This window comes from Tamlana crocina (assembly GCF_012037625.1).
This window is the reverse complement of sequence record NZ_JAAVJS010000204.1, coordinates 1-474: the sequence shown is the minus strand read 5'-3', so window position 1 is coordinate 474 and position 474 is coordinate 1. Positions and strand designations below refer to the sequence as shown.

The window sequence follows — 474 nt, the reverse complement described above, 5'->3', positions numbered from 1 at the left end:
GGCTTCCGTTTCGTTAATGGTATATCCCGATGTAAAATTATTGTTGAACTGACTGTCGTATTCAATGTTGAAATTATAATTGCTATTAGCCAAAATTAAGCTCCCCTGATTTTTTTCATTGAGCCGGTGATCTGCCTGTAAAGTAAAGATTAGGTTCCGGTAGTTGTAAAGAGAATCTGAAGTGATACTGAACCTGTCGTAACTATAGTAGCCCGTAGTTTTTAATGAAGTCTGGTCACTAAATTTATGGTTATACTTTAAAAGTACATCATGGAACGAAGCTTCACTGTTCTTCAACGATTCTTCTTCCAGGGATTTTAAGATCCAATCGGAATAGGTGCTGCGTGCACCTAAGATCAATCCCGATTTTTCCTTTACCACAGGTATTTCAAGAGCTACATTGCCCGTGACCGGACCCACAGAAACTTCTCCTGCAAATTCTTGTGTATTGGCATCTTTGGAGGTGATGTCAAA

General features: G+C 39.0%; 1 pseudogene. It reads right to left on the bottom strand.

The features are described 5' to 3' along the window. A pseudogene (locus HC176_RS16325) lies at nucleotides 1-474 on the bottom strand (TonB-dependent receptor); the annotation flags it as partial.